Annotated in this window: 16 protein-coding genes; 9 read left to right on the top strand and 7 right to left on the bottom strand. The window is 48.8% G+C overall.

Annotated elements, in window-relative coordinates; all coding sequences use genetic code 11:
- The first annotated feature begins 113 nt into the window (after window positions 1-113).
- Window positions 114-680 (top strand): dCTP deaminase, encoded by a 567-nt coding sequence (dcd, locus tag ACTHUR_RS09670; protein WP_003680541.1) that lies wholly within the window; start codon window positions 114-116, stop codon window positions 678-680.
- Window positions 681-735: 55 nt separating this feature from the next.
- On the opposite strand, the gene ppsR is transcribed toward dcd, so the two are convergent.
- Window positions 736-1,557, bottom strand: coding sequence for a posphoenolpyruvate synthetase regulatory kinase/phosphorylase PpsR (gene ppsR, locus ACTHUR_RS09675; protein ID WP_004520520.1), 822 nt, complete (start codon window positions 1,555-1,557; stop codon window positions 736-738).
- A gap of 412 nt (window positions 1,558-1,969) precedes the next feature.
- Between ppsR and ppsA the strand changes: the two genes are divergently transcribed.
- From ppsA to ACTHUR_RS09700, 5 genes are all read left to right on the top strand, one after another.
- Window positions 1,970-4,354: a phosphoenolpyruvate synthase gene (gene ppsA / locus ACTHUR_RS09680; RefSeq protein ID WP_004520518.1), complete on the top strand. Its 2,385-nt coding sequence runs from the start codon at window positions 1,970-1,972 to the stop codon at window positions 4,352-4,354.
- Window positions 4,355-4,624: 270 nt separating this feature from the next.
- Entirely contained in the window at window positions 4,625-5,329 is a 705-nt protein-coding gene (locus ACTHUR_RS09685; protein WP_049332073.1) for a peptidoglycan DD-metalloendopeptidase family protein, read from the top strand.
- 170 nt (window positions 5,330-5,499) lie between these two features.
- Complete coding sequence (locus ACTHUR_RS09690) at window positions 5,500-5,982, top strand: hypothetical protein (protein ID WP_049336190.1); 483 nt, start codon at window positions 5,500-5,502, stop codon at window positions 5,980-5,982.
- 205 nt (window positions 5,983-6,187) lie between these two features.
- Window positions 6,188-7,147 carry a DnaJ C-terminal domain-containing protein gene (locus ACTHUR_RS09695; RefSeq protein ID WP_440361292.1) on the top strand — a complete coding sequence of 320 codons (960 nt, stop codon included), beginning with the start codon at window positions 6,188-6,190 and terminating at the stop codon, window positions 7,145-7,147.
- Window positions 7,148-7,162: 15 nt separating this feature from the next.
- Window positions 7,163-7,453 (top strand): chaperone modulator CbpM, encoded by a 291-nt coding sequence (locus tag ACTHUR_RS09700; protein ID WP_049336193.1) that lies wholly within the window; start codon window positions 7,163-7,165, stop codon window positions 7,451-7,453.
- Window positions 7,454-7,570: 117 nt separating this feature from the next.
- Here the strand turns inward: ACTHUR_RS09700 and ACTHUR_RS09705 are convergent, their stop codons facing one another.
- Together ACTHUR_RS09705 and ACTHUR_RS09710 are read right to left on the bottom strand one after the other, a co-directional pair.
- Window positions 7,571-7,765 (bottom strand): YbdD/YjiX family protein, encoded by a 195-nt coding sequence (locus tag ACTHUR_RS09705; RefSeq protein ID WP_003747442.1) that lies wholly within the window; start codon window positions 7,763-7,765, stop codon window positions 7,571-7,573.
- Window positions 7,755-9,836 carry a carbon starvation CstA family protein gene (locus tag ACTHUR_RS09710; protein ID WP_049336196.1) on the bottom strand — a complete coding sequence of 694 codons (2,082 nt, stop codon included), beginning with the start codon at window positions 9,834-9,836 and terminating at the stop codon, window positions 7,755-7,757. Before ACTHUR_RS09710 ends, ACTHUR_RS09705 begins: the two co-directional genes overlap by 11 nt.
- A gap of 330 nt (window positions 9,837-10,166) precedes the next feature.
- Between ACTHUR_RS09710 and ACTHUR_RS09715 the strand changes: the two genes are divergently transcribed.
- Window positions 10,167-10,910, top strand: a complete 744-nt coding sequence (locus tag ACTHUR_RS09715) for a pseudouridine synthase (protein WP_004520512.1) — start codon at window positions 10,167-10,169, stop codon at window positions 10,908-10,910.
- Between the two features lie 59 nt (window positions 10,911-10,969).
- Here ACTHUR_RS09715 and alr read toward each other — a convergent pair whose 3' ends face one another.
- Window positions 10,970-12,028 carry an alanine racemase gene (gene alr / locus ACTHUR_RS09720; RefSeq protein WP_049336198.1) on the bottom strand — a complete coding sequence of 353 codons (1,059 nt, stop codon included), beginning with the start codon at window positions 12,026-12,028 and terminating at the stop codon, window positions 10,970-10,972.
- A gap of 216 nt (window positions 12,029-12,244) precedes the next feature.
- Between alr and ACTHUR_RS09725 the strand changes: the two genes are divergently transcribed.
- On the top strand, window positions 12,245-12,706 hold the full coding sequence (locus ACTHUR_RS09725; protein ID WP_440361293.1) for a winged helix-turn-helix transcriptional regulator: 462 nt from the start codon (window positions 12,245-12,247) through the stop codon (window positions 12,704-12,706).
- 573 nt (window positions 12,707-13,279) lie between these two features.
- Window positions 13,280-14,617 carry a GTPase/DUF3482 domain-containing protein gene (locus ACTHUR_RS09730; protein WP_107849057.1) on the top strand — a complete coding sequence of 446 codons (1,338 nt, stop codon included), beginning with the start codon at window positions 13,280-13,282 and terminating at the stop codon, window positions 14,615-14,617.
- A 74-nt stretch (window positions 14,618-14,691) separates the two neighbouring features.
- Here the strand turns inward: ACTHUR_RS09730 and ACTHUR_RS09735 are convergent, their stop codons facing one another.
- Genes ACTHUR_RS09735 through ACTHUR_RS09745 form a run of 3 tightly spaced genes read right to left on the bottom strand, consistent with a single transcriptional unit; the run spans window position 14,692 to window position 20,646 of the window.
- Window positions 14,692-16,098, bottom strand: a complete 1,407-nt coding sequence (locus ACTHUR_RS09735; protein ID WP_440361291.1) for an efflux transporter outer membrane subunit — start codon at window positions 16,096-16,098, stop codon at window positions 14,692-14,694.
- Window positions 16,099-16,153: 55 nt separating this feature from the next.
- Window positions 16,154-19,366: an efflux RND transporter permease subunit gene (locus ACTHUR_RS09740; RefSeq protein ID WP_070829651.1), complete on the bottom strand. Its 3,213-nt coding sequence runs from the start codon at window positions 19,364-19,366 to the stop codon at window positions 16,154-16,156.
- Window positions 19,367-19,377: 11 nt separating this feature from the next.
- The gene (locus ACTHUR_RS09745; protein ID WP_440361290.1) at window positions 19,378-20,646 is read right to left on the bottom strand and encodes an efflux RND transporter periplasmic adaptor subunit; all 1,269 of its coding nucleotides are present in this window, start codon (window positions 20,644-20,646) and stop codon (window positions 19,378-19,380) included.
- Window positions 20,647-20,785 lie beyond the last annotated feature (139 nt).

Genomic DNA, 20,785 nt, shown 5'->3' on the forward strand with positions numbered 1-20,785 from the left:
CGGCCTTATCCATCTTCTAGGCCGTCTGAAACATCAATGAACAAGCCTGCCTATAAGGCTGTTGTGTTGATTTTAAAGAATTTCCAAACAACCCTTACCCCAGGACAACCACCATGAGCATTAAATCCGACAAATGGATACGCCGCATGGCCGAAGAACACGGCATGATTGAGCCGTTCGAGCCCAACCAAATCAAAGAGGCCAACGGCCAACGCATCATTTCCTACGGCACATCCAGCTACGGCTACGACATCCGTTGTGCTAATGAATTTAAAATCTTCACCAATATCAACAGCACCATCGTCGACCCGAAAAACTTCGACCCGAAAAACTTCGTTACAGTCGAAGACGACTGCTGCATCATTCCGCCCAACTCCTTTGCTTTGGCGCGCACAGTCGAATATTTCCGCATCCCGCGCAACGTCCTAACCGTCTGCTTGGGCAAATCCACCTATGCTCGCTGCGGCATTATCGTCAACGTTACCCCGTTCGAGCCAGAGTGGGAAGGCTACGTTACGCTTGAGTTTTCCAACACCACCCCCCTGCCTGCCAAAATCTATGCCGGCGAAGGCGTGGCTCAAGTCTTGTTCTTTGAAAGCGATGAAGTCTGCGAAACTTCATACAAAGACCGCAACGGCAAATACATGGGACAAACCGGTGTTACCCTGCCTAAGACTTAATACACAAAATAAAAAAAGGCCGTCTGAAATTTCAGACGGCCTTTTATCATTTCATTTAGAAACGGCGTTTCAACTTGCAAGCCTGCAAGATATGAACGGCAAGTTCTTCCACTGATTTATCGGTTGTATTGGTAAACGGTACACCGTGGCGTTTGAACATATTTTGCGCATCAGCAATCTCGCTGCGGCAAGTATCGATTTTGGCATAGGTCGAATTAGGACGGCGTTCCTGACGGATTGCCTGCAAGCGTTCAGGCTGAATGGTCAAGCCGAACAGCTTGTCTTTATAAGGTTTGACCATACGCGGCAAATCGGTCGATTCCAAATCATCGGGAATCAATGGATAGTTTGCGGCGCGGATACCGTATTGCAGGGCCAGATAGAGACAGGTCGGCGTTTTGCCCGAACGGGACACGCCCATCAAAATCACATCCGCTTCCTGCAGGTTTTTATCGCTGACGCCGTCATCATGATTCAGTGAAAAATTGACCGCCTCCATACGCGCATCATAGCGTTGGGTATTGCCGATACTGTGGTGCCCCTGCTGGGCGGCAACCGCCTCCGTATTGAGTTCCTTTTCCAAAAGACCGAGAAAGGTTTCAAAGAAATTAATATGGAACGCATTAGCTTTCTTGATGATTTCACGGATTTCGTCATTGACCACACTGACAAAAGCAATCGGGCGCACGCCGAATTTTTCAGCTGACTGGTTGACTTTGTCTACAACAGCACGCGCTTTTTCAGGCGTATCAATAAACGGATAGGTATGGCGTTTGAACTCAACATTGCCAAATTGGTTCAGCAAGGCTTCACCGATATTTTCAGCGGTCAGACCGGTTCGGTCGGAAATATAGAAGACTTGGCGTGGATCAGTCATAATGAATCCTCTTGAGGGTAACGTTTCAGACGGCAATCATAGCAGTTACAGCCTTTGCAATAAAGCGATTCCCGATAGATTACACAGGATTACAACAAATTTGAACAATTTTTAAATTGGCACAAAATTTTATTTTTTGCTATTTTGTAGAATTTTATTCTAAAATTGCAAAATAAATCTTGTTTATCAAATTTATTAACTTATTTTGTTTTCCATATTTAACAAGAAGATAACACGTAAAAACATGAATCTGATATTCACATTTCAGAAGGCTACACGCCTGAAAAGCACAATATCACAGACGAATTTGTGATTTTTAAAAAGATAAAACACATGACAGCCATCAAACGAATGGCTACAATAAGCAGGCGGATTTGTTTCTTTTTTAACATTTTTTGGATTGGACACACAAATGGCCGAAAACTACGTTATTTGGTTTGAAAACCTGCGTATGACTGACGTTGAGCGAGTGGGCGGTAAAAATGCCTCTTTGGGCGAAATGATCAGCCAACTGACTGAAAAAGGCGTGCGCGTTCCCGGCGGTTTTGCAACCACAGCCGAAGCTTATCGTGCTTTCCTGGCTCACAATGGTCTGAGCGAGCGTATTTCCGAAGCCCTGAAACAACTGGATGTTGAAGACGTTGCTGAATTGGCACGCGTGGGTAAAGAAATCCGTCAATGGATTTTGGATACCCCGTTCCCTGAGCAACTGGATGCTGAAATCGAAACAGCTTGGAACAAAATGGTTGCCGATGCCGGCGGTGCGGACATCTCCGTTGCCGTACGTTCTTCTGCAACAGCAGAAGACTTGCCGGACGCTTCTTTCGCCGGCCAACAAGAAACCTTCCTGAATATTAATGGTTTGGATAACGTTAAAGAAGCGATGCACCATGTATTCGCTTCCCTGTACAACGACCGTGCCATTTCTTACCGTGTCCACAAAGGCTTCGAACACGACATCGTTGCCCTTTCTGCCGGCGTACAACGCATGGTGCGCTCTGACAGCGGTGCCTCCGGTGTGATGTTCACCATCGATACCGAATCCGGTTACGACCAAGTCGTTTTCGTTACCTCTTCTTACGGCCTGGGCGAAAACGTCGTACAAGGCGCGGTAAACCCTGACGAATTCTATGTATTCAAACCTACTTTGAAAGCAGGCAAACCGGCTATCCTGCGCAAAACCATGGGTTCGAAACAAATCAAAATGATTTTTACCGACAAAGCCGAAGCCGGTAAATCTGTAACCAACGTTGATGTACCTGCAGAAGACCGTCAACGCTTCTCCATTACCGACGCCGAAGTAACCGAGTTGGCTCATTACGCGCTGACCATCGAAAAACACTACGGCCGCCCAATGGACATCGAATGGGGGCGCGATGGTTTGGATGGCAAACTCTACATCCTGCAAGCACGCCCTGAAACTGTAAAATCTCAAGAAGACGGCAGCCGCAACCTGCGCCGCTTCTCTATCAACGGCGAAAAAGTTGTCTTGTGCGAAGGCCGAGCTATCGGTCAAAAAGTTGGCCAAGGTAAAGTTCGCTTGGTGAAAGATGCTTCAGAGATGGATTCCGTTGAAGCAGGCGACGTACTCGTTACCGACATGACCGACCCGGATTGGGAACCGGTAATGAAACGTGCTTCTGCCATTGTTACCAACCGTGGTGGCCGTACCTGCCACGCAGCGATTATCGCGCGTGAATTGGGTATTCCGGCTGTTGTAGGTTGTGGCGATGCTACCGACCTGCTTTCAGACGGCCAAGAAGTTACCGTATCTTGTGCCGAAGGCGATACCGGCTTCATCTACTCCGGCCTGCTGGACGTACAAGTTACCGATGTTGCTTTGGACAACATGCCTAAAGCCCCTGTCAAAGTGATGATGAACGTTGGTAACCCTGAATTGGCATTCAGCTTCGCCAACCTGCCTAGCGAAGGCATCGGCTTGGCACGTATGGAATTCATCATCAACCGTCAAATCGGTATCCATCCTAAAGCCTTGTTGGAATTTGACAAACAAGACGACGAATTGAAAGCGGAAATTACCCGCCGCATCGCTGGCTACGCTTCTCCTGTCGACTTCTATGTCGATAAAATCGCAGAAGGTGTGGCAACTTTGGCTGCTTCGGTTTATCCACGCAAAACCATCGTCCGTATGTCTGACTTCAAATCCAACGAGTACGCTAACTTGGTAGGTGGCAGCATCTACGAACCGCACGAAGAAAACCCAATGTTGGGCTTCCGTGGTGCAGCGCGTTATGTTGCTGACAGCTTCAAAGACTGCTTCGCACTCGAGTGCAAAGCCTTGAAACGCGTCCGTGACGAAATGGGTTTGACCAACGTCGAAATCATGATTCCATTCGTCCGCACTTTGGGTGAAGCCGAAGCTGTTGTCAAAGCCCTGAAAGAAAACGGTTTGGAACGCGGCAAAAACGGCCTGCGCCTGATCATGATGTGCGAGTTGCCAAGCAACGCTGTATTGGCAGAACAATTCCTGCAATACTTCGACGGTTTCTCCATCGGCTCTAACGACATGACCCAGCTGACCCTCGGCCTCGACCGTGACAGCGGTTTGGTATCTGATTCCTTCGACGAGCGCAACCCTGCCGTTAAAGTGATGTTGCACTTGGCAATCTCTGCCTGCCGCAAACAAAACAAATACGTCGGTATTTGCGGTCAAGGCCCGTCAGACCATCCGGACTTTGCCAAATGGCTGGTTCAAGAAGGTATCGAGAGCGTATCGCTCAACCCTGATACCGTGATTGAAACTTGGCTGTATCTGGCTAACGAATTGAACAAATAAGTTCGATGAGACAAAAATCCCCTGTCCGTCTATCTCGGCAGGGGATTTTTATTGCCTTATTCAATACCGTCTGAAAAAACTTTCACTTTCTTTTACCTTATCAAAAAAATCCTTTATCATCAAAATGATAAAAAAATATACCGCCATATCCACAAATTTTCAATGTTAATATGCTGCCTTTATGCAGTTTATCCCATGCCTTTTGAGTGAACCTTTTTCCACTCTTCCTATCTATCATACACAACATAACGATACATTTTGAAACAACCCATGAATACAAATTTTATTTCCACCTTTCAGACGGCCTTAAAACGTCTGGCCCTCATCAGCACCATTGCCGTCTTAGCAGCCTGCGCCGGCAACAATACCTCTTCCAACCGAGCTGTACCTGACGGCTACTACAAAGTCCGCCCCGGCGATACCCTGACCCAAATTGCCAAACGCTACGGACAAAACGTCAATACACTGGTTGCATGGAATAACCTTCCCAACGCCTCACAAATCGAAGTCGGTCAAGTATTGCGAGTCCGCCGTCATGTTGCCTCCCGCAATACTGCTACGCAGCAACGCCAAGCAACCGCCGTTACCCCAATCAACCGGTTAAGCTTGCAATGGCCGACCGATAACGCCTCATCCTCCATTATCCAACGCTACAACGGCACAAGCAGCAAAGGCATAGATATTGCAGGCACGCAAGGCCAACAAATCCGTTCTGCCGCAGCCGGTACCGTCATCTACGTTGGCGAAGAAGTACGCGGCTACGGCAAGCTGATTTTAATCAGCCACAACGACTACACCATTACCGCCTATGCCCACAACGACACGCTTTTGGTACAAAAAGATCAAAAAGTCCAAGCAGGTCAAGTTATCGCGACCATGGGCAGCAGCGATACAGACAGCGTCAAGCTTCATTTTGAAGTTCGTCTAAACGGCAAAGCAGTCGATCCCCTGCCTTATTTGACTAGAACAAATTAATGCCCCAATCAAAAGGCCGTCTGAATAGCAGTATTTCAGACGGCCTTTTGATTATCTTGCTATAACAGCTATTTCAACAAAATCTTTTCCTATTTAACTTATGTTGATTGAGTGTAAATACCGTTATACAATAACAACTCTTTTTAACATTCCATTTCAGGTACCCTACTATGTCTCCTAGCAGTATCCTTGCAACCGCATTCTTGTTTGCATCTGCATTTGCCAGCGCAGATGTCCATATTGATGAAAGCATTCCTTACCGCGATAAAGAAGAAATCGATACCCGTATTGTTTCTGAGTGTTTAGAAGTGGGCAGCATCATGTCCAAATCTTTGCAAGAAACTGCAGCCAAAAGCGATGTAACAGTTGTCCGTGACGGTAAAAAACAAGGCACATACGCAGATATCGCTATCACTTCCGCCATGAGTGCAGGCAATGCCTTTATCGGTCACGCCAAAGGGATGGCGGTTTCAGCCACTTTGTATGTTGACGGCAAACAAGTTAATAAAAAAACCTTTACCCGCAACTCTTCCGGTGGCATGTTTGGCGCTTATAAAAGCTCTTGCGCCGTCTTGAACCGCACTTCTAAAGTATTGGGTTCAGATATTGCCCAATGGGTGGTTCGCGAACAAAAAAATGCTCAAGACAAATAAAACCCCAATTTGATAAAGGCCGTCTGAAAAACCGTATTTCAGACGGCCTTTATATTTTCTATTTCTCTAAAAACAAAGAAATAAATTACCCATTAATCATTGTCAGAAATAGAGAATTTTATTTCCAATGCCCTTGATTTTAGAATATCTACCCTCAATTATTAAAACTATAAGAATTTTGTATATTAGCAGTCAAAGGAATAACATGGCAGAAAAAAACTATTATGAAATACTAGGCGTTGCCAAAGATGCGGATGAGGCCGAAATCAAAAAAGCCTACCGAAAACTGGTGCGCAAATACCACCCCGATGTCAGCAAAGAACCTGACGCAGCCGAACGTACGGTAGAAATCAACCGTGCCTACGAAACGCTTTCCGATAAAGAAAAGCGGGCCGAATACGATGAAATGTTGGCTAATCCTTACGGACGCAGCGCCGGAGGCAATCCGTTCGGTCAAGGCGGCAATCCGTTTGGCAATGGATTTAACGGTGGCGGCTTCCACTATGAACGTCATGAAGGCGAACCGTTCGGAGCGGGAGACTTCAATTTTGAAGATCTGTTTTCATCATTCCGCCAATCCCACACTCGTTCCGAGCAACCCCGCGGCCCAATAAAAGGCGAGGATCAACATGCTGAATTGAGTATTGATATTTACGCAGCGTATGTTGGCGCAGAACGTAGCATGACTTTGAATGTGCCGACTCTAGACGAATACGGACGTGCGGTTTATCAAAATAAAACCCTCAACGTCAAAATCCCCAAAGGCATTGCAGAAGGCCAACAAATCCGTTTGGCCGGTCAAGGTTTGCCGGGATATAACGGTGGAGAAAACGGTGACTTGTACTTAAAAATCAAGTTCCACGACCAACCTGATTTATACGTCAAAAACAGGAAAGACGTATATCAAACAATAGATGTCAAACCTTGGGAAGCCGTATTGGGCGGCAAAATCATCGTCCCTACCGCTTCAGGCCGCTTGCAGGTCAATCTGCCTGCCAACAGCCAAAGCGGTAAAAGCATCCGCCTCAAAGGCAAAGGTATTCCTGCAAAAGAAGCCGGAGACCTTTATCTCAATATCCGCATTAATGTTCCGCCAGTAGAGAGCGAAGCCGACCGTGCCGCATGGGAAAAATTGGCCAAACACTTTGCCGCGAAACAAGCATAAGAGAAAGGATAAATTATGATTCAGTCCTCCGATGTTACCCTTACTTTTGAAGAAATCGTTGCCGCCAGCCGCTGCCGTCGTGATTGGCTGTTGGAACTTATAGCAGAAGACATCATCAGCATAGATGGAGTGCCCGAAAAAAGCACCTTCAGTGGTTTTCATCTTGCCCGCATCCGTCGCGCACAACGCTTAAGCCGTGATTTTGAGGCCGGCATTCCTGCATTGGGGCTGATTATGCGGCTGTTGGACGAGGTGGAAGAACTCAGAAAAATACAGCGTCCGCTGGTCCTGCTCGAAGAAGAGTAAATATTGGCAAGTTGTTCGATTAAATATTGATGACAAGACAAAGTTTTTGATTTTTATTGATATTCCATAATGAAAGGCCGTCTGAAAATATTTTCAGACGGCCTTTTTATGCCTTCATTAACAACAGCGTCCGCCGTTGCCGCCGCAACGGCGTTTGCGGCAGTAGTCTTGGAATTGCAGCTCGGTCATGACCGGCGCGTTGGGATTATGTTTGCGCTGGCGGGCAACGTAGTTTTCATAATCTGGGACACCGGCCATCAAGTTCGCTGTCAACTTGATGGTTTTCCACCAAGATGCGAGCTTATGCTTCACTTTGAGTCTCCGGCTGTTTACCGTCGCGGTACACTGCTGGAATTTCTTTAGCAGTTGGCCAACCGACTTTGCGGGCTTTCATGGCAGTACGGAAACCGTACACGGCGACAATCACGACAACTGCCAAGAACAAAGCGGTCAAACCGGCATTGATTTGGTCGTTGAAGATGATTTGTGACATTTCGCCAATGTCTTTAGCAGGAGCGAGGACTTCGCCTGAAGCCAAGGCATCGCGGTATTTGCCTGCGTGAGCCAAGAAGCTGACGCGCGGGTCGCTGTGGAACAGTTTTTGCAAACCGGCATAGCAGGTTACGAACAATACGCCGACAGCAGGAACCAAAGTTACCCAAACATAGCGGTCGCGTTTCATTTTCACCAATACGACGGTACACATAATCAACGCTACGCCTGCAAGCATTTGGTTGGCGATACCAAACAACGGCCAGAGCGAGTTAATACCGCCCAGAGGGTCGGTTACGCCGGTATAGAGGAAGTAACCCCACAATGCCACAGCAAAGAATGTGGCAACCAAGTTGGCAGGGATTGAGTCGGTGTTACCGAATGGTTTGTAGAAGATACTGCCCAAGTCTTGAATCATGAAACGGGCAACGCGTGTACCGGCGTCAACTGCGGTCAGGATGAACAAGGCTTCAAACAGCAAGGCAAAGTGATACCAGAACGCCATCATGGCTTCGCCCGGAATCAGACGGCTCATGATGTGTGCCATACCGACTGCGAGGGTTGGTGCACCGCCTGCGCGGGATAGAATGGTGTTTTCGCCCACTTCTTTAGCAGTGTGCAACAGGGTTGCGGCATCAACAGAGAAATTCAGTTTAGTGGTGATGACTTCGGCAGCTGTGTTGGCATCTGTACCAATCAGCGCGGCCGGGCTGTTCATCGCAAAGTACACGCCTGGCTCAAGCGAAGCGGCGGCAGCCAGCGCCATAATAGCCACAAAGCTTTCCATAATCATGCCGCCGTAACCGATCATGCGGACGTGGGTTTCGTTTTCCACCATTTTTGGAGTGGTACCTGAAGAAATCAGCGCATGGAAGCCTGAAACTGCACCACAAGCAATGGTAATGAACAAGAATGGGAACAATGCACCAGAGAATACCGGGCCTGAACCATCGATAAAGTGGGTAACTGCAGGCATTTGCAGAGTCGGGTTAACAATAACGATACCCAAAGCCAAAGCTGCAATCGTACCGATTTTCAGGAAGGTAGACAGATAGTCGCGCGGAGTCAGCAAGAGCCAAACCGGCAATACGGAAGCCACGAAACCGTAAATCATAATCGCCCAAGTCAGCTGAATGCCGTCAAGGTCGAACCAGTGACCGAAGGAGCTGTGGGCAACATCTTCACCGTAAATCACGGCCAACATCAGCAAAATAAAGCCGACGATGGAAATCTCGCCGATTTTGCCCGGACGGATATAACGGGTGTAAATACCCATAAACAGAGCAATCGGCATAGTCGCTGCGATGGTGAACGTACCCCAAGGGCTGTGAACCAATGCTTTCACAACAATCAGCGCCAACACCGCCATAATGATGACCATAATCATCAAAATACCAATGGATGCAATCACGCCGGGAACGGTACCGAGTTCTTGTTTCACGATATCGCCCAAAGACTTACCGTCACGGCGCATAGAAACAAATAGTACCATCATATCCTGTACGGCACCGGCAAATACCACGCCGAAGATAATCCACAAAGTACCGGGCAGATAACCCATTTGCGCTGCCAATACAGGACCAACCAGAGGGCCTGCGCCGGCAATAGCGGCAAAGTGGTGGCCGAACAGTACGCCTTTATGTGTGGGAACATAGTCCAAGCCGTCATTGTGGCGTTCTGCCGGAGTCAGACGGTTAGGATCAAGCTGCATCACACGGTTGGCAATGTAAAGACTGTAGAAACGGTAGGCAATGCAGTATACCGAAATGGCGGCCGTAACCATCCAAATCGCACTGACTTGCTCGCCACGGCTGAGAGCTAAAGTAGTAAAGGAGGCCAAGCCTACCAAAACCACAATGCCCCAGATCAAAAATGATTTGAGCGATTTCATTGATTTATCCTTAAAACGTGATGCACCAAGGCTTGCTTTAGCGACAAACTGCCTTAATGCGCTTCAGAAAGACCAGTCATTATAGTCTTCATGATTTCATGAGTGAAATGTCATTTCAACCCAAATTCGACTGAAAACAAAATGATTAGTTCGTCCGTAAGGTTAACACAAACAGACAATATACCCTTCATTTTTTACTTCAAAACTAAATATTCCTTAACATATAACAAACGAAAGGCCGTCTGAAAACCCAAAAATTCAGTTTTCAGACGGCCTGACAAACAGTCAATGCTATAATCCGACATTCCCATTTCTCTATATTGCCATACCATGCAAAACAACGATTCCGAAACCATGCGCCTCTCCAAACGCATGGCGCAATTGGGCTTATGCTCGCGCCGCGAGGCAGACAGTTACATCGAGCAAGGCTGGGTCAAAGTCAACGGTCAAACCGCCGTACTCGGTCAAAAAGTCACCGAGCGCGACCGCATCGACCTCAACAAACAAGCCCATGAAAAACAAGCAGCGCGCGTAACCATCCTTCTGAATAAACCCGTCGGCTACGTCAGCGCGCAGGCAGAAAAAGGCTATAAATCCGCCGCAGAACTCATTACCGCCGAAAACCATTGGGAAGGCGATGACAGCCGTATCCCTTTCAGCGAAAAACACAAATTCGGCTTAGCCCCTGCCGGCCGCTTAGATATCGACTCCGTCGGATTGTTAGTACTCACTCAGGACGGCCGCATTGCCAAACAACTGATTGGTGAAAACAGCAGCAGCGAAAAAGAATACCTTGTCCGCGTCCGTGGCAAACTGGACGATAAAGGCCTCGCCCTACTCAACCACGGCTTGAGTTTGGACGGAGAAAAATTGCGCCCCGCCAAAGTCGAATGGCAAAACGAAGACCAGTTGCGCTTTATTTTGCGACAAGGCAAAAAACGCCAAATCCGCCGCATGTGCGAACTGGTCGGCCTGCGTGTCGTCGGTTTGAAACGCATCCGCATGGGTAAAGTCAAACTCGGCAGACTGCCGCCGGGCAAATGGCGTTATCTACGCGCTGACGAATCGTTTTAATTGCAGCTAATAAAAAGGCCGTCTGAAAACACATTTCAGACGGCCTCATCTTTTACTGCTTACTCGATATAAGTAAACTTCGCACGTTTGATATTGCAGAGAATTTCGTACGGAATCATACCGGCAACTTCGGAAACTTCATTGATATTAATCACATCGCCCCAAAGCTCGACTTCCGCGCCCAAGCCCTCTTTCGATGCTTCCAGCTCAACCGTAATCATATCCATAGATACCCTGCCGATAATACGGCTGCGTTTGCCATCCACTGCCACAGGGGAATTAGTGGAAGCGCGACGCGGATAACCGTCGGCATAGCCGCAGGCAATCAAACCGACACGGATAGATTTGCTGGTGTAGAACGTTGCGCCGTAGCCAATCGGAGAATGCGGTTGCAACACGCGCTCGCCGAAAACACGGGAAGTCAGGCGCATAACAGGTTTCAAACGCTCATCCACGCCGCCGAAAGGCGAAATACCATACAAGGCCAGACCGGCACGTCCCCAATCGCGCCGCGCTTCAGGCACGTTCAAAATCGCGGCGGAATTCGCCAAGCTCTCTTCGCCTTCCAAACCCTCACACGCCAAATCAAACGCTTCAAGCTGCATTTCGGTCATGCCGTTTTCCGGTTCGTCCGCGCAGGCAAAATGGCTGAATTTCACAATGTTTTCAACCGATTCGGATTGTTTCAATGCAGTATAGGCGGCGGCATAGTTATGCGGAAAGAAACCGGCACGGTGCATACCCGAGTCCATTTTCAGCCATACGGTCGTCGGACGTTGCCACTCATGATGCACAAACGCCTCCAACTGCCATTGGCTACCGATTGCCGGCCACAAATCATAACGGTCAACATCCGCATATTCCGCAGCCTCAAACACGCCTTCCAACAAAACAATCGGATTTTTAATGCCGTTTTGACGCAATTCCACGCCTTCATCTACCGTTGCCACCGCAAAGCCGTCGGCAATATCCGCCAACGCGTGTGCACATCTGACCGCACCATGCCCGTAAGCATCGGCCTTAATCACGGCCAACAATTTATTGCCATGCAACTCTTTGAGAAAACGATAATTTTGACGTAAATTATCCAAACGGATTTGCGCATTGAGCGGACGCATAATGTATTCCTCTTATCGGCATTCCGTTTCAGACGGCCTGCCCTATTACTTTGAAGTAAATATTATAGGTCAAAAACTACACAGGATTCCATGAAATACACAAGAATAATCTATTCATATTTTAGAACTCATGCGCACCTTTAGGCATTTATGCTTCTTCTCAGCCTGTTTTAAGGTTATGATTCAATCCAAATGAAAACGACAGACATCAAGGCCATGAAAGAACTCGACAAAACCGACTTAAAAATCCTCAAGCTCCTACAACAAAATGCACGTATCCCCATGACTGAATTGGCTGAAAAAGTCGGCCTCTCCACTACGCCAGTAACCGAACGCGTCCGCCGCTTGGAACGCGACAACCTCATTACCGGCTATCACGCCCATCTGAATCCTCATGCTTTAGGCCAAAGCCTCTTGGTCTTTGTCGAGCTGAGACTGCGTTCCAAATCCGGCAATATTTTTGAAGACTTCAAACGCGAAGTGCTGAAGATTCCGCAAATTCTGGAATGCCACTTAGTATCCGGCGAATACGACTACCTTATCAAAGTCCGCCTGCCCAATATGTCCGCCTATCGCGATATGCTCGGCAATATCCTGCTGCAACTGCCGGCTGCTTCCGAAAGCCGCAGCTATGTTGTCATGGAAGAAGTCAAAGAAGAAGTAGTATTAGACATCTAATTCTATTCAACAAACAAAGGCCGTCTGAAAGATTACAACATTCAGACGGCCTTTATTTTAAATAGGCAAAAAAAATGCACACATCCGACAGAATGTGTGCCAAGTCTACAAAGGAGAAATAGAGGAGAAACTATTAACTGACTACTCGAACCAGCTAACGAAACGAATTATGCAACAAGATATTCAACCGCGCAAGTATTTTTCTTGTAAAGTTTCTTAATTATTCAATTAACAGATCTTAAATGTAATCATGTTTCAATGTAGATAAAAAAATGCGCATACCGTTTTGATATGCGCCAAGTCTACAAAGGAGAAATAGAGGAGAAAAATCAAGCTGCATCAAGCAACTCAACGGCGCGAATTATCCTAGCCTTCTACCCTCCTGTCAACTGTTTTCCCATCTATTTTCAAGTATTTTGCTAAAAAACAACAAATCCACTATTCCCCTCTTTTTCTTGCTATTTTCGCCCATATATAAAAAGAATTTAGGGCCGTCTGAAACATATATTGCCACTAAAGATAAACGGCTCCATACTCACACATTCATAGTCCATATCAACCCAACCCACAACCATGACCACCCCACTTTCCCTTGCCGTCGTCGGCCATACTAACACAGGCAAAACCTCGCTCTTACGTACGCTTTTGCGCGACAGCACCTTCGGCGAAGTGAAAAACGCGCCCTCCACCACGCGCCATGTCGAAGAAGCCCTTATCAACGACGGCGACGACAGCCTGGTTTATCTCTACGACACACCCGGCCTTGAAGATGCCGGCGGCGTGTTGGACTGGCTGGAAACCCATACATCCGCACGCGATGACGGCATTGAGCGCATCCAGCAATTCCTCAACAGCCATGAATCGCATCACGAGTTTAACCAAGAGGCCAAAGTTCTGCGCCAAGTCATGCAAAGCGATATGGCCATGTACGTCATCGATGCGCGGGAACCCGTCCTCGACAAATACAAAGACGAGCTGACTATTTTGTCTTGGTGCGCCAAGCCCATCATGCCCGTGTTCAACTTCACCCAAAATCAAGACCTGACCGCTTGGACCAATATGCTCGCCCGCAGAAACCTGCATGTTTACGCCGGTTTCGATACCGTTGCCTTCGACTTTGAAGGCGAAATCCGATTGTGGGACAACCTTGCCACCATGTTACCCAAGCGCGACATCCTCGACCGCCTCATCAATATGCGCCGTCGCGAGTGGCAACTGCTGGATACGGAAGCGCGCCGTGAAATTGCCGATTTTCTGCTGGATGCCGCCGCATTTACCCAAGAAATTGCCGAAAACGACGACCCTGCCCCGACTTTGGAAGTCATGCAATCGGAAATCCGCCAACTTGAGCGGCAAATGCAACAACGCCTGTTCACACTTTACCGCTTCTATCACGACGAAGTCGGCAGCGACAGCACATGGATGCCCAAAGCCTTCAAACAAGATCCGTTTGACAGCGAATTGCTCAAACATTACGGCATCCGTACCGGTACCGGCGCAACCGCAGGTGCACTCATCGGCTTAGGCTTGGATATTGCCACGCTTGGCGGCTCACTTGGTTTGGGTACGGCCATCGGCGGCCTGTTGGGCGGCATTTTGCCCAATGCCCAAGACATCACCGACAAAATCAACGGCAGGCAAACCCTGCATACCGATCCGGAAACCCTTACCCTGCTCGCCGCACGCGCACTGGATTTGTTGCACGTCTTGCAAACGCGCGGCCATGCGGCTCAGTCGCATATCGAGCTAAAAGAACGCAAAGCGCCATGGAATGCGGCCAAATTGCCAAGCGAACTCAACAAAGCGCGTAGCAACCGCAAATGGTCTTCGCTCAACACACACCAGCCCGAAGCCAGCCGTAACGAACGCGCAGCCTATGCAGCCACTTTAAGCGAAAAATTAAAAGCTTAGAATTGCCGCATAACAAAAAGGCCGTCTGAAACCTAAATGTTTCAGACGGCCTTTTGATTTTAGAAGGAAAATACTTATTCAGCAGCTTTGGTTTCTCGTTTCAAACCGCCGCCAAGTGCTTTATACAAGTCGGCAAGGTTTTCCAGACGGGTCAGCTGATTGGCTAAAAGAGCAGTATCCGCGCTATAACTGCTGCGCTCGGCATCCAGTAAATCCAATGCGCTGGATACGCCATGTTTGTAGCGCAGGCTGATAAGGCGCAGGCTGTCGTTGTAGGCACGGCTTTGTTTACTCAACGCTTCATAGCTTTTATCCAGCTGTTCGCGCGCAACCAAAGCATTGGAAACGTCTTTAAATGCGGATTGAACAGCGGCTTCATAAGCAACGATTTGTGCCTGTTGGCGCAGTTTGGCTACGTCAAGATTGGCTTTGTTGGTACCCCAGTCAAAGATAGGCAGCGTGATGGACGGTGCAAACGCCCAAACACCCGTGCCGCTCTTAAACAGGCCACTCAACTCGCCGGAAGCTGTACCGACAGAACCGGTCAGGCTGATGCGCGGGAAGAAGGCCGCACGTGCCGCGCCGATATTGGCATTGGCTTGTTTGAGCGAGTATTCGGCCGCGCGGATATCCGGGCGGTTGAGCAACACGTCCGAACTCAAACCGGCAGGCAGTTTGGTGATTTTGAACTGTTTGCTCAAAGACAGGCCGGCAGGCAAATCTTCGGGCAGAGGTTGATTAATCAGCATGGCCAAGGAATTGCGCGCTTGCTCGCGGTTTTTCACCGCGGATGCATAATCGGCTTTGGCCGATTCAATCAGCGCTTCCTGTTGGTGCAAATCAACGGCGGAAATCACGCCGGCCTTATGGCGTAATTGCGAGAGCTTGTAAGTCGCTTCACGGGTTTGTAATACGCGTTGTGCCAATGCCATGGTTTCTTCCGCGTAGCGTTCGTTAAAGTAGGCTTTGGCAACGGTAGAAATCAGGGTCAGATGGGCGGCATCGCGGTTTGCGGCCACATTAAAATAACCTTGCAACGCGGCTTCGCTGGTGCTGCGGACACGGCCGAAGAGGTCAAGCTCATAAGAGGCTGCGCCCAAACCCACGCTGTATTGGCTGCTAACGCTGCCGCCACTCAAACTGCCTTGACGCGAACCTGTACCGCTGGCATTGACGGTTGGCAACAAATTATTACGCGCAATCATGTATTGCTTGCGGTAGATTTCCGCATTCAGCGCGGCTGTACGCAAATCGGTATTGCGTTCCAATGCGATGTCGATCAAGCGGTGCAGGCGCGGATCGGCAAAGTAGTCTTGCCAACCCAATTCAGCGGCGCGGATACCGTCGTCAACAGTGTCGTATTTAAACGTATCGGCAACGGCAACTTGAGGCTGCTCATATTTCGGCATCATGGTACAGGCCGACAAAGCCACAGCTGCGGCAACGGCGGTCAGTACAGGTTTGAATGTAATCTTCTTCATTTTAGAATCCTTTAGCATTTTGAGGCCGTCTGAAAATTTTCAGACGGCCTTTGCTTTAGTGCTTGTCTGAATCGTGTTTACCGTCTTCAATCATGCCGGCTTCAGCGGCGTGTTTGGCGGCCATCTCATGCTCGTGTGCGGTTTCTTTAAAGAATTTGCGCACAACCACATAGAACAAAGGCACAAGGAACACAGACAGAATCGTACCGATCAACATACCCCAGACCACGGTCGTACCAATCGCACGTTGGCTGGCGGAGCTGGCACCGCTGGCAACATAAAGCGGTACCACGCCCAAGATGAAGGCGAACGAGGTCATGATAATCGGACGGAAACGCAAGTGTGCGGCGGCAAGCGCAGCTTCAAGCGCGCTCTTGCCTTGCGCTTGCAGGTCTTTGGCAAACTCGATAATCAAAATCGCGTTTTTCGCACTCAAACCCATCACCGTAACGAAACCGACTTGGAAGTAGATATCGTTGGCGTATGCCGGAATACTGCCCAGCAGTGCTTCAAACATGTTACGACCGGTCACGCCCAATGCCGCGCCAATCAAGCCCAACGGAATCACAAGGATAACCGCCAACGGGATAGACCAGCTTTCGTACAAAGCAGCCAATACCAAGAATACAGCGGCAGCGGCCAATGCGTACAACACGACAGTTTGCGAGCCGCCTTTGGCCTCTTCACGAGACTGACCGCCCCACTCCAGACTGTAACCGCCGCCCATTTCATCAACCATTTGCTGTACCGCAGCCATTGCTTGGCCGGAAGATACGCCGCTGATAGGCGAGCCGGAGATCTCCATAGCGGGATAGCCATTGAAGCGGACGCTTTGTTCCATACCATTTTCCCAAGAAACAGTAGCAATGGTAGAAAGCGGTACGGCAACACCGGATTTGTTCGGCACAGTCAGGTTCAGAATATCGGCAGGCTGCATACGGGCACTCGCATCAGCTTGTACCATTACGCGTTGCAGACGGCCTTGATTCGGGAAGTCGTTGACATAAGACGAACCCAAAGAAGAAGCCAAGGCAGTACGGATATCAGAGAACGAAATACCTTGTGCGGCTGCTGCGGCACGGTTGATGTCGATTTTCAACTGCGGCGCATCTTCCAAACCGCTCGCACGAACGGTACTTGGGTTAAACAAACCGCTTTTACGCATTTTGTCAATCAACTCATTGCGCTTGGCCAACAATGCAGCATGGCCGCTGTTGTTACGGTCTTGCAGGTAAATCGTCAAGCCGGAGCCTGTACCCAATTCCATAATGGCAGGAGGCACAATCGCCAAACCGAAACCGTCTTTCAGCGTAGTCATCATCATACCGGTCAACTTACCGGAAATAGAAGTCGCATCGCTGCCCGGAGCAGTACGTTCGCTCCAGTCTTTCAGAATGACAAAGCCCAAAGCCATGTTTTGGCCGGAACCGCTAAAACTAAAGCCGGAAACGGTAATAATGTTCTCGATCTCAGGTATAGATTTTGCCAGCTGAGTGATTTGAGCCAAAGTTGCATCGGTACGCTCTTTGGTCGCGCCGGCAGGCAGCTGTACGCTCAACATCAAGTTACCTTGGTCTTCAGTCGGCAAGAAGGAAGTCGGCAGACGCATAAACAGGAATACGCCCACAACAGTCAAACCAATATAGACAACCATCATGCGCAAAGTCTTGCGCAAGACTTTGGCAACCCAGCCTTCGTAGCCGTGTGTCCAGCTGTCGAATTTTTTGTTAAACCAACCGAAGAAACCTTTTTTCTCTTCGTGATGACCCTTCTGAATCGGTTTGAGCATGGTGGCACATAATGCCGGAGTCAGCGTCAAGGCAAGGAATGCGGAGAATGCAATCGATGCCGCCATGGTCAAGGCAAACTGTTTGTAAATGTTACCTGTTGCACCGCTAAACATTGCCAGCGGAACAAATACGGACATCAACACGGCAGTAATACCAATCACCGCGCCGGAAATCCGACCCATCGCTTTTTTGGTTGCAGCCTTAGGCGACAGACCTTCACTCGCCATAATACGCTCAACGTTTTCAACGACCACAATCGCGTCATCGACCACAATACCGATCACCAATACCATCGCAAACATGGTCAATACGTTAATCGACATACCCATGTATGAGATAAAGGCAAAACCGCCCAACAGGGAAATCGGTACAACAATGGTCGGAATCAGCGTATAGCGGATGTTTTGCAGGAAGAGATACATCACTAAGAATACCAATACGATGGCTTCCAAAAGCGTATGGATCACTTTCTCAATCGAAATTTCCACAAATTTGGAAGTATCGTAAGGAACTTTCCAGCTCATGCCGTCTGGAAAATACTTCTGCAAAACTGCCATTTTTTCTTTCACGGCAGTCGCCGTTGCCAAAGCGTTACCGCTGTTGGACAGCATCACTGCCATACCGGTGGTATTCACGCCGTTCAAACGTGTGGAAGTAGAATAGTCCTGCATACCCAAGCTGACTTTGGCAACGTCTTTCAGATAGACATTAGAACCATCGGTATTGGATACCAAAATGATGTTGCCAAACTCTTCAGCAGTGCTCAGCTGACCTTGCGCCGTCACAGTTGCTGAAATAGTCTGACCTGCAGCCGCCGGCAAAGAACCGATAGAGCCTGCAGAAATTTGGATATTTTGTGTCGCAAGCGCATTGGTTACCGTAGCAAAAGACAGGTTGTAGTTTTGCAGTTTTTTCGGGTCAACCCAAATACGCATGGCGCGTTGCGCACCAAACAATTGTACCTGCCCTACCCCGTCGATACGCTGCAGTTCAGGAATGATATTGCGCTGGGCGTAATCGTTCATTTCCTCAATGGATTGCTTTTCAGAAGAAAGCATGACCACTTGCAAGAAGTTGGAACGCGCTTTAGATACGGTTACACCATATTGCTGTACGGTAGAGGGCAATGTGGACAACACTTCCGACAATTTGTTCTGCACGTCTACCTGCGCCAAATCTTCATTGGTTTCCGGTGTAAACGTCAGACTGACGCTGCCGCTGCCGCTGGAATTGGCAGAAGTCGTCATATAGTCCAAACCTTCCACACCGTACATATTACGTTCGATAACGGCCAGTACGCTGTCTTCCATTACCTGAGCAGAAGCGCCCGGATAAGTAGCGCGCAAAGTAATGGTCGGTGCAGCAACGGACGGATATTGGGAAATCGGCAGTTTTTGAATGCCGAAAATACCCGCTGCGATGATAAAAATCGCAATAACCCATGCAAAAATGGGGCGGTCAATAAAAAACTTAGACATTCACGCGTTCCTTATTTAGCTTCAGATGCAGCTTTAGCTTCAGGCTTGGCCTCGGATGCAGCCTGGCCATCTGAAACTGCCGGTGCTGCTGCCGCAGCACTTGCAGGCGGCGTCCATTCTTTCGGCGTTACCTGTTTAGCACCCGACATAGCGGCAATGCTGATGCCTTCAACAATCACTTTGTCGCCGTCTTTCAGGCCGTCTGTAATCACCCAATTGCTACCTTGCTGTTGGGCAATGGTCACGACACGCGCTTCCATTTCGCTCTTGTCATTCACCACCATCACCGTATCTTGCGAACCGCGGGTAACTGCTTGTTGCGGCACTACAAATGCATTATCCACTGCCACTTGTTCCATCAACACGCGCACATACAAGCCCGGCATCAAGATATTTTTGTCATTAGGAATAGCGGCGCGCAATGTAATTTGGCCGGTCGTTTCGTTAACAGTCGGATCTGCAAACAGCAGACGGCCTTTTTCAGGATAAACCGCACCATCGTCAAATTTGATGCCCACTTCAATCGCGCCGTTTGCCGCCAACAATTTGCCTTCTGCAACCTGTTGACGCAGTTTCATAACCTCACTGGCAGATTGGGTAACGTTGACATACATCGGGTTGGTTTGTTGGATGGTGGCCAAAACAGTGGTATCGCCGGCATTCAACAGCGTACCTTCAGAAACTTTAGATTGACCGATAAAGCCGGAAATCGGCGCAGTAATGCGGGAGCGGTTCAGGCTGATACCGGCAGATTTGATGGCTGCTTGAGCGGATTTGACGCCTGCTTCGGCTGAGCGCTTGGCGGTTACGGCCGCATCATATTCTTGTTGGCTGATGGCATCGGCGGCAACCAGCGGTTTGTAGCGGGCTAAGTCGGCATTCGCTTTAGCCAAAGTAGCTTGCGCACTCGCCAACTGGGCGTGTGCGCTTTCTAAGTTTGCTTCATAAGATGAGCTGTCGATTTGATATAAAGGCTGACCGGCTTGCACATAGCTGCCCTCTTGAAACAGGCGTTTTTGCAAAATACCGCCGACTTGGGCGCGAACTTCCGCAGTACGCAATGATTCCAGACGGCCCGGCAACTCGGTTGTCAATGCAACGGTTTCCGGATGTACAGTAACCACGCGGACTTCAGGCGCAGGTTGTTTTTGCTGTTGCTGACTGCCTTGCGCCTGTTGGCCGGCTGCTTTTTCATCACCTTTGCCGCAAGCGGAAAGTGCCAACGCAGTAGCTACTGCGATTGCCGCGACACGCATCATTTTAGAAGCATAAAGAGCCATAATTTTCCTATCTCTATGATAAATAAGGGTTTGACTGATTAAAAATTGCTTACTTTAATCTCATATTTCGCAAACAGAAATTGCCTGCTTTTATGAAAAACAGGCTGATTATATAGTGTTGAGAAACACTATCAAGTAT

This window comes from Neisseria sp. P0021.S007 (genome assembly GCF_051956855.1).

Coding starts and splice junctions, on each gene's coding strand:
- dcd (WP_003680541.1), top strand. CDS start 114: ATGAGCATTAAATCCGACAAATGGATACGCCGCATGGCCGAAGAACAC.
- ppsR (WP_004520520.1), bottom strand. CDS start 1,557: ATGACTGATCCACGCCAAGTCTTCTATATTTCCGACCGAACCGGTCTG.
- ppsA (WP_004520518.1), top strand. CDS start 1,970: ATGGCCGAAAACTACGTTATTTGGTTTGAAAACCTGCGTATGACTGAC.
- ACTHUR_RS09685 (WP_049332073.1), top strand. CDS start 4,625: ATGAATACAAATTTTATTTCCACCTTTCAGACGGCCTTAAAACGTCTG.
- ACTHUR_RS09690 (WP_049336190.1), top strand. CDS start 5,500: ATGTCTCCTAGCAGTATCCTTGCAACCGCATTCTTGTTTGCATCTGCA.
- ACTHUR_RS09695 (WP_440361292.1), top strand. CDS start 6,188: ATGGCAGAAAAAAACTATTATGAAATACTAGGCGTTGCCAAAGATGCG.
- ACTHUR_RS09700 (WP_049336193.1), top strand. CDS start 7,163: ATGATTCAGTCCTCCGATGTTACCCTTACTTTTGAAGAAATCGTTGCC.
- ACTHUR_RS09710 (WP_049336196.1), bottom strand. CDS start 9,836: ATGAAATCGCTCAAATCATTTTTGATCTGGGGCATTGTGGTTTTGGTA.
- ACTHUR_RS09715 (WP_004520512.1), top strand. CDS start 10,167: ATGCAAAACAACGATTCCGAAACCATGCGCCTCTCCAAACGCATGGCG.
- alr (WP_049336198.1), bottom strand. CDS start 12,028: ATGCGTCCGCTCAATGCGCAAATCCGTTTGGATAATTTACGTCAAAAT.
- ACTHUR_RS09725 (WP_440361293.1), top strand. CDS start 12,245: ATGAAAGAACTCGACAAAACCGACTTAAAAATCCTCAAGCTCCTACAA.
- ACTHUR_RS09730 (WP_107849057.1), top strand. CDS start 13,280: ATGACCACCCCACTTTCCCTTGCCGTCGTCGGCCATACTAACACAGGC.
- ACTHUR_RS09735 (WP_440361291.1), bottom strand. CDS start 16,098: ATGAAGAAGATTACATTCAAACCTGTACTGACCGCCGTTGCCGCAGCT.
- ACTHUR_RS09740 (WP_070829651.1), bottom strand. CDS start 19,366: ATGTCTAAGTTTTTTATTGACCGCCCCATTTTTGCATGGGTTATTGCG.
- ACTHUR_RS09745 (WP_440361290.1), bottom strand. CDS start 20,646: ATGGCTCTTTATGCTTCTAAAATGATGCGTGTCGCGGCAATCGCAGTA.